This is a genomic window from Variovorax sp. WDL1, from assembly GCF_001541225.1.
In the GTDB taxonomy this organism is placed as follows: Bacteria; Pseudomonadota; Gammaproteobacteria; order Burkholderiales; family Burkholderiaceae_C; genus Variovorax.
The window spans coordinates 1-7563 of the sequence record NZ_LMTS01000202.1 but is presented as its reverse complement, the minus strand read 5'-3'; the positions used below and the strand labels follow the sequence as shown (position 1 = coordinate 7563).

The window sequence follows — 7563 nt, the reverse complement described above, 5'->3', positions numbered from 1 at the left end:
TCGTACCGTCACTTATTGCACTGAAAACGAGGAGACCCCTCGTCCAGCTCGCCGGTGAGCTGGTCGGCCAGCTCTGCGGCTTCCTGGCGCGCTGCTTCCGTCTCCTGGCGCACGGCCTCCAGCGCCTCGCGCTCGGCGGCCAGGCGGTTGTTCGCCATTTCCAGCGCCACGGCCCACAAGTCGCCGCCCAGCTCGGCCAGCTTGTCAGTGATCGCCTGCGGTGCCGGCTCGCGGATCGGGGCGGCCTGGCTGGCCTTGCGTGCGCGCCACTCGTTCATCGCCTCGCTGATGGTGGTGAAGCTGCCGCTGCCGAGCTGCTTGCGCACGTTCGCCAGCGTGGGGTTCTGGCCGGCCGCGTCCAGTTCGTCGGCCACCGCAAATATCTGCTCCTTCGAGATCGCCATGTCGGGCCTCCTTTGGCCGGTTGTATGTTGTAGCGTGAAGCATACTACAACATACAACACTACGCAAGCGGTTTAGCTGAACTTTTTTTAGCGGCTAAAACGCGGGCAAAAAAAGCCCCGCTCGATGGCGGGGCGATGGGTGGGGGTCGGTGGTCGGCGATGCCCGGCGCTGGGCGTGTCAGCCCTCCAGCAGCGCGACAAGCTGCACGGTGCCAAGGTCGGCCTCGAACTCCTGGCCGTCATCCTCGTATTTGAGCCAGGCCCAGCCCTCGGCCGGGGGCCGGCGGTTGAGGATCAGCCGTGCCGGCCGGTCGTCGTGCTTGACCTGGATGATGGCCTTCTTGAGCTTGTCGGGGTCGGCCTCCTTCGGCTCCTTCTTCCCCTTGGCGTCATCATCCTGCGGCCCCTGCTCGCCGTCGCCGGCCTCGGCGTCGGTCTTGCCGGTCAGCGCATCGACGGTGTTGGGATCACGGTCGCCGTCCTCGTGACTGCGCTTGTCCTCCAGGAACTCGCGCAGCAGCTTCACCGAGCCGCGCGTCAGCTCCTGGCTGTCGTCGGCCAGCCAGGCGGCCACCTCGTCGGGGTTCTTCTTGTAGGCCGTCACCAGCTCGTTGATGACAGTCACGTCCTTGCCCCGGCCGCTATTGAACGCCTCGGCAATGGGTTCGGGCAAGTCCAGCAGCGTGACGTGCTGCGTGACGAAGGCCGGCGACTTGCCGATCTCCTTGGCGATCTCGCCCTTCTTCTTGCCCTTCGCCAGCTCGCGGCCGATGAAGTCGGCGATCTCACGCGCCGTCAGCTCGTTGCGTTGCAGGTTCTCGATAACCTGGTCGGCCTCGTTGTAGTCGTTGTCGATGAAGGCCGGGATCGTGGTCTTGTGCGCCCACTTCGAGCCGCGATAGCGCCGCGCGCCGTGGTTGATGAGGTAGCGCCCCGGTGCGTCCGGGTTCTCGCGCACGCTGATGGGCGACTTCACGCCGCGCGCTTTGATCGTCTCGCCGATCTCCGCGATGCTCTCCGGCGAGAAGCCGGGGTTGTCGGCCGTGCGCGGCTGGTGCGGGTCTTCGTCGATCAGGTCAAGCGGCAGCTCCTGCGGGCCTGCGCCGCCGGCGTTGGCCGCCGGCTGCTCGTTCAGCAGGCCGGCCAGGTCGCCCAGCCCGTCCAGGCCCAGCCCGGACGATTGCGGCTTGTCCTGCTCCTTCTTCTTGGCGTTGGTCTTGGCGCTCATTGCGCGATCTCCATCTTCGTGAACACGTAATCCGCCAGCGCACGCACCTCCTGGGTGGCCTTCCGCGCGGCGGTCTTCTTGATCTTCCACACCGGCATCTGCTCGCCCAGCGCCTCGGCGATGCTGTCACGCGCGCCGATGCTGAACGGCAAGATGAGCTGCGGGTATGCCTGCTGCAACGTCGCCAGGTTGTTGACGTGGCGCGGCTTCCGCGCGTCCACCTTGTTCGGCACCATGCCGAGGAAGCGCAGCTTGGGGTTCTGCTTGCGCAGGTTGCTGATGACCGCGACCATCTTCTTCATGCCCTGCAAGCTGTACGCCTCCATTTCGATGGGCGACAGCATGTAGTCGGCCGTCAGCACGGCCGCCGTCATGGCGACGCCAAGGGAGGGGGCCGTGTCGATCAGGCACACGTCGAAGAACTCGCCCAGCGCGGCCACACTGGCCCGCAGCGCGGCGGCCGCCTGGGAAAGCTCCATCTTGTCCAGGTTCGCCAGGTTGGCGTCTGCCGCGATCAGCGCCAGGCCGTCATCCTCCCGGTCAGCGAACCAGGCGCGCAGCTCGTCGCCGCCGGCGGTGAACATGCGACTGGCGGGATAGCCCGAGTCGTGGCCGGCCAGCGTCCAGCTCGCATTGCCCTGGGTGTCCAGGTCGATCACTGCAACCCGAAGGCCGCGCTCCTGGAAGTCGAACGCCAGGTGGCAGGTTGCGAACGTCTTGCCTTGACCGCCTTTCTGAATTGCCGTGACCAGTGTTTTCATGAGTTGGGTTCCTGTTTCCTCTTTCCCTTGGCGTCGGCTTCCCAACGCTTGACGATGAACGCTTGATGCTCCGGCAGTACCGCCGTCACCCGCTCGAAGCCCTGCGGGAGCACTTCCCCCGCCACTGCCCACACGCGGCTGACCGCTTGCGATACCGCCCCCTTGGTCAGCCCCAGCGAGGCCACAAACTCGGCCTGGGGCCTTCCATCGACCAGCACGCCGCGCGCTATGTCGATGGTCTGTTGCCCGATCTCCAGGCCCTTGATCGCCGCCTGGAATTGGGCTTCGGTTAGCCGTTTCTTCATGGAGAACACCCATATAAACTCCACACCCGGTTGTTGAACAAAAGGCGGTGCCAGCCGCCGACCATGTGCAGAAGTTTAGCTAAACTCGCCGCCCGCGTCAAGCGTTTTAGCGGCTAAAAATGGGCGCGTGATCTTCTTTCTTGGCGTTCAACCTGGCCGCGTCAGCGGCACTCATGAAGAACGTCATCAGCGGGCCGACCGTGCGGCTCGAACCGTTGGCAAAGCACACGTCGAACTGACCGCCGGCGGTGTGCGGATCGACGCCTTCCACCAGTCGCCAGGGGTCAAGGCCCCATTCCTCGGATTGCGCGCTGTACCAATAGGCCGGCGCATCGCCGTTCAAGTCGCTGGCCGCGTACTCGCGCACCAGGACGGCCACCCGGCCGGTGTTCGGCTCCACGAATCCCGGCGGGTAGGGTAGGGTCTGTTTTTTCATGTCAAAGCCCCTTCGGCTTGTAGATCGAAACGAAGTAGGTGATCGCGGTCAGCACCGCGAAGTACGCCAGGAACGACCAACCGGCATACACGCCAGGCGTGTTCCAGTGGTAGAGCATCCGCACGAACTGGAAGAAGGTGGCAATCGACAGCACCCACTTGAGGATCGGCCAGACCAGCACGGTCGCCACCCATACGAACTTGACCAGGCCGGCCAGCAGGCCAGCACCGGGGGCCTTGTTGGGGGCAGCAGACGCGGCGGCAGGCTCCACCGGCGCGGGCGCGGCGGGCTGCTCGATCTCCTTGGGGAACTTGATGATGTTGGACATAGCTTGACCCTCCACGCGCTTACGTGTTGAATGCTGGGTGCTCCCACTCGGAAGCATGGTTACGGTGTGCCAGCACCAGGCCAAGCGCCCCGGATCACTCCGGGGCGTTCCTCCACCTGGGGCCGCCCTTGATCTTGCCTCGGCTCACGCAATACTCCTTCTTGGCGTCCTCGATAGGCCCGGCCGTTGCCGACCGGGCCATGTGCTCTTACCAGCCGGCCCGGCGCTTGGCCTGCTCGACGGCTTCCATCGACCAATGGCCCTTGGCCTGCCCCTCCAGGGAGCATCCGGCGAAGTACGCCTTGCCGCGCAGTTCCTCGGCTTTGCACACCAGCTCGGCCGCCTCGGCCATCATGGCCGCGATCTCGTCACGGCGGGCCGGGAAGTCGGTCGCTGCCGCGCCCTCCAGCTCGTCAATCCAGGGCATAATCTTGTTGTCGCTCATCGGACTTTCTCCGGTAGTTGACCTGGGCAATGTGCCCGGCCTTCAAGTGCTATATTAGGGCAAAATGCCCTAACCTGTCAAGCACTTTAGCTAAACTTTTTTCGCTTTACCGGAATCCGAAGGCTAAACTTTAGCCGCTAAAACCTTTCCCTTGGCGTCAATCCTCTTTCCAGATCACGCCCAGCCCGGCCTGGTCGCACAGGATCGCCCATGCCGCATAGGGAATCGGGGTGTCCTCGCCGATCCAGCGGCGGATCGTGCGGTCGCCCTTCGCGCCCAGCCCCAGCGCCTTCGCGGCCTTGCTGCCGCTGAACCCGGCCAGGCGCAGCACCTCTCGGACTTCCTCGCCGGTCGGTTGCGCCCAGCGTTCGGCCGGCTTCAAGCACTCCAGCCGGATATTGGCGTCGTTCGTCATTCGTTCGTTCTCCTGGTCAAGTGATAAGCCGCAACTGGTCGAAGCCGTAGATCGACTGGATGCAGCTCGGGTCTGAATCGACCACGCGCCGGCCTGCGCGATTGGTCTTGTACGTTACCGGCCTGTCGTCGTGCGCCCACACCTGGCGGGTGTCGGGATGCACCTTCACGATGATGATGCGCTTGCCGATGTAGCGGTCGAAAACCGGGTGATGGACGCTCACGATCTCGCACCGCTGGCCGGGCTTGAACTCCACCAGGTCGGCCGGGCCTCCATCGCCATTCCTGGCGATGCTGCAGGTTGCCGCGCTCGCTCGCGGCATCGTTGTTTCCGGCGATACAGGCCCGCCCTCGCCCGGCTCGGCATCGTCGGCTTTGACGATGCTGCAGGTCATCGTCGTTTCTGGCGATGCGGGATCTCGCTCCGGGCCTGCGCCGGTGATTTTTCCCTTGGCGTCCAACCCGGCGGCCCTGGCCGCCTTGATCCTGGTCGCGGCCTCGGCCGCCCAGCGCCTGGCGATGAAGGCCCGATGCGAGGGCAGCACCACATCGACCAGGACGAACCCCGGCGGCACCAGGACGGTCGCCGGTGCGCGCCGCGCCGGCGGCTCCAAGCCGGCCAGCCAAGCGGGCAGGGGAGCATCGGCCAGGCGGTCGCGGTAGCTGGCCTCGACCATCACCGGGCGCTTCTTCTCGGCTCGCTGCGCAGCCAGGATGCCGCGCGCAACCTCGTCCACCGTCATGCAGCCCTGCGCCGTGTCGAAGTGCGAGCGGTAGCCCGTTTCGGAGATAAACGGCCTGTCCAGGTCGATGACGTGGAACTGGAAGTGGGCACCCAGCGGCCCGCCGTAGCCGGCCTCGTACTCCACCAGGGCGCGCATGTCGCCATCCGCGACCAGGAACTGGCCGCGCTGGCCCCACAAGGGCACGTCGCCAGGCACCGCCGCGCAATGGCGCTCGATGACCTGGCCGGGCGCGTCGTGGTCGGCCATGCTGCCCACGTGCGTTCCGCCGTTCATCTTCCAGATGACGGCCTCGTATCGGTCGCTGGCCGCCTCGGCGGCCGCACCGTCACCGCGCATGATCGCCGCGTCGATCTCCACCACGGCCGCCACGGCGGCGGCCAGCAGCTCGTCGCGGTCGGTGGGCAGCTCGGCCAGCAGCTCGGCCGCCGGCGCGTTCCAGTCCTGGCCCGGCTGGGCCGGCGTCTTGCGTTTCTTCGCCATCGGCCGGCCCCTCAAGTGTCAGCACGCCGCCACGCGATCACGTCGCGGGCTTCGTAGCCGTGGCGCTTGCAGTCGTCGCAGAATCCCGAGCTGAACCCCTTGTGGTTCGTGCCGATCCATGCGGCCGGCTTGCCGCATTCGTGGCCGTAGGTGCCCGGCTCGGCGTTGTGGCACTTGCCGTCCGTCGCGTAGCTGTTCGTCGGTGCCTGGGGAGCGTTGTTCCTGGTCATGGTCGCCTCCTGGAAGCCCCGGCCGAAGCCGGGGCCGCCCCTCATCAGTCAATAGCCCGGTAGATCGCGGCCGCCTCGGCGTGGCTGGCTGCGAAGCCGCGCAGGAAGTGATAGCGGTCGATCAGGGCATCGCCGGCGTCCGTGTCGGCGGCCTCGGCCGCGAGCTGACCCAGCGCGAACAGGGTTGCGACAATGCCGGCGGCGTCGGCCGACAACTCGCCTCGGAAGCCGTTGCCGTCCACCTCGATCTCCAGGCGGTCGGCCAGGTCGGGGGCCATGTAAAAACCGCCGTCCGACAAGGTGTAGTAGTGCCAATACGCGCCGCTGTAGCGTTCGCAGAGCCGGCGAAGCCAGGCATACACCAGGGCCTCGCCGCGCATCATCAGACGCGGGCCGAAGTAGGCGGGCAGGAAGTCGAGGCGCTGGGCCTCGGCGACCAGGGAAGCGGTAACGGGTTGCTCTTGGGTGTTCATCGGACTTTCTCCGGTAGTTGACCTGGGCGAAATGCCCGGCCTTCAAGTGCTATATTAGGGCAAAATGTCCTAATCGTCAAGCACTTTAGCTAAACGTTTTAGCCGCTAAACCTTGCCCTTTCCCTTGGCGTGCATTACAATGTAATTCACGAACCCAACCGGAGAACCAATCATGGCTGCAAACCAGCTCGTACAAACGCGCATCGACGGCGCGATCAAGGAAGAAGCGGCGGCCGTCCTGGCCGCGATGGGCCTTACCGTGTCCGACGCGGTGCGGCTGCTGCTCACGAAGGTGGCCCAGGACAAGGCGCTGCCCTTCGAGCCGCTGATTCCGAACGCCACCACCATCGAGGCGATGAAGGAAGCCCGCAAGGGCAAGCTGCCGCGCTTCGCCACCGTCAACGATCTGATGGCCGATCTGCATGCGGCAGATTGAGCGCACCGGCCAGTTCAAGCGCGACTACAAGCGCGAGGCGAAAGGGCAGCACCGGGCCACGCTCGACGCCGACCTGGTGCCCGTCCTGGTCGCGCTCGCCGACGACCAGCCGCTGGAACCTCGGCACCGCGACCACGCGCTGACCGGGGACTGGAAGGATCACCGGGATTGCCACGTCAAGCCCGACCTGGTGCTGATCTACCAGAAGCCCGACGCCGACACGCTGCGCCTGGTGCGCCTCGGCTCTCACTCCGAACTCGGCTTGTGATCGGCGCGGGCCTGGCCCCGCGTCTCACGTTTCATTGACACTTGAGGGGCGCTTTCCGCGCCACCGGCCGAGCTGGCCGACCCCCTTCCTTGGCGTAAAACCTGCGGCGGTGGAGCTGCTGCGATGCTTGAGGATCGCGCGGCCGGTCGAACCGCGGCGACCTGGTTGGGGAGTGTGAGGGGGCTTTGCCCCCTCGCAAGCTCTCGAACTTACTGCCTTCCGCCAGGCGCTTGCGCCTGGCTCTCCTAAGCCGTAGCGCCGAAGGCGCTCCATTGTGGGGTGAGGCCGCAAGGCGGCCGAGGGGCGTAGCCCCTGGGGGGATGGGAGGCCGCTTGCGGCCGGGTGGGATCGAGAAGGGGGGTTTCCCCCCTTCGGCGGCCGGTCATGCTGCGCGGTAGCTTGGGCCGTGTTGCCGTTTTTTTCGCCAGCCTCTGGTTAAAACTACCTGGTTATATAAAAAGGTTATAAAGACGGTTAAAAACCTGGTTAGCATGACCGAAAAACGCGCGTAAACCGTTGTCACGCCAAGGAAAAGCGCGAAGAGGCCGCCCCTCAAGTGTCAATGGATAAGGGGGTCTCCTCGTTTTCAGTGCAATAAGTGACGGTACG

13 protein-coding genes are annotated in these 7563 nt (G+C 65.5%); 2 read left to right on the top strand and 11 right to left on the bottom strand.

Features of this window, described 5'->3' with window-relative positions; translation table 11 throughout:
• Positions 1-8 precede the first annotated feature (8 nt).
• From APY03_RS26405 to APY03_RS26355, 11 genes are all read right to left on the bottom strand, one after another.
• Complete coding sequence (locus APY03_RS26405) at positions 9-404, bottom strand: DNA-binding protein (protein ID WP_232324415.1); 396 nt, start codon at positions 402-404, stop codon at positions 9-11.
• 178 nt (positions 405-582) lie between these two features.
• The gene (locus APY03_RS26400; protein WP_011114060.1) at positions 583-1632 is read right to left on the bottom strand and encodes a transcriptional repressor gene korB; all 1050 of its coding nucleotides are present in this window, start codon (positions 1630-1632) and stop codon (positions 583-585) included.
• Positions 1629-2393 carry a ParA family protein gene (locus APY03_RS26395; protein WP_011114061.1) on the bottom strand — a complete coding sequence of 255 codons (765 nt, stop codon included), beginning with the start codon at positions 2391-2393 and terminating at the stop codon, positions 1629-1631. Before APY03_RS26395 ends, APY03_RS26400 begins: the two co-directional genes overlap by 4 nt.
• Complete coding sequence (locus APY03_RS26390; RefSeq protein ID WP_011114062.1) at positions 2390-2698, bottom strand: transcriptional regulator KorA; 309 nt, start codon at positions 2696-2698, stop codon at positions 2390-2392. Before APY03_RS26390 ends, APY03_RS26395 begins: the two co-directional genes overlap by 4 nt.
• A 106-nt stretch (positions 2699-2804) precedes the next feature.
• On the bottom strand, positions 2805-3134 hold the full coding sequence (locus tag APY03_RS26385) for a DUF2761 domain-containing protein (RefSeq protein WP_011114064.1): 330 nt from the start codon (positions 3132-3134) through the stop codon (positions 2805-2807).
• A gap of 1 nt (position 3135) precedes the next feature.
• Positions 3136-3462 carry a KleE stable inheritance protein gene (kleE, locus tag APY03_RS26380; RefSeq protein ID WP_011114065.1) on the bottom strand — a complete coding sequence of 109 codons (327 nt, stop codon included), beginning with the start codon at positions 3460-3462 and terminating at the stop codon, positions 3136-3138.
• Between the two features lie 208 nt (positions 3463-3670).
• The gene (kleA, locus tag APY03_RS26375; protein ID WP_011114066.1) at positions 3671-3907 is read right to left on the bottom strand and encodes a stable inheritance protein KleA; all 237 of its coding nucleotides are present in this window, start codon (positions 3905-3907) and stop codon (positions 3671-3673) included.
• A gap of 157 nt (positions 3908-4064) precedes the next feature.
• On the bottom strand, positions 4065-4322 hold the full coding sequence (gene korC / locus APY03_RS26370) for a transcriptional repressor KorC (protein WP_011114067.1): 258 nt from the start codon (positions 4320-4322) through the stop codon (positions 4065-4067).
• A 16-nt stretch (positions 4323-4338) separates the two neighbouring features.
• Complete coding sequence (locus APY03_RS26365) at positions 4339-5547, bottom strand: hypothetical protein (protein ID WP_011114068.1); 1209 nt, start codon at positions 5545-5547, stop codon at positions 4339-4341.
• An 11-nt stretch (positions 5548-5558) separates the two neighbouring features.
• On the bottom strand, positions 5559-5777 hold the full coding sequence (locus APY03_RS26360; protein WP_012478187.1) for a hypothetical protein: 219 nt from the start codon (positions 5775-5777) through the stop codon (positions 5559-5561).
• A 44-nt stretch (positions 5778-5821) separates the two neighbouring features.
• Entirely contained in the window at positions 5822-6250 is a 429-nt protein-coding gene (locus APY03_RS26355; protein WP_011114069.1) for an antirestriction protein, read from the bottom strand.
• Between the two features lie 172 nt (positions 6251-6422).
• Here APY03_RS26355 and APY03_RS26350 point away from each other — a divergent pair, with 172 nt between their 5' ends.
• Together APY03_RS26350 and APY03_RS26345 are read left to right on the top strand one after the other, a co-directional pair.
• Entirely contained in the window at positions 6423-6686 is a 264-nt protein-coding gene (locus tag APY03_RS26350) for a type II toxin-antitoxin system RelB/DinJ family antitoxin (protein ID WP_011114070.1), read from the top strand.
• Complete coding sequence (locus APY03_RS26345) at positions 6673-6954, top strand: type II toxin-antitoxin system YafQ family toxin (RefSeq protein WP_011114071.1); 282 nt, start codon at positions 6673-6675, stop codon at positions 6952-6954. The genes APY03_RS26350 and APY03_RS26345 overlap by 14 nt, the downstream gene beginning before the upstream one ends.
• Positions 6955-7563 lie beyond the last annotated feature (609 nt).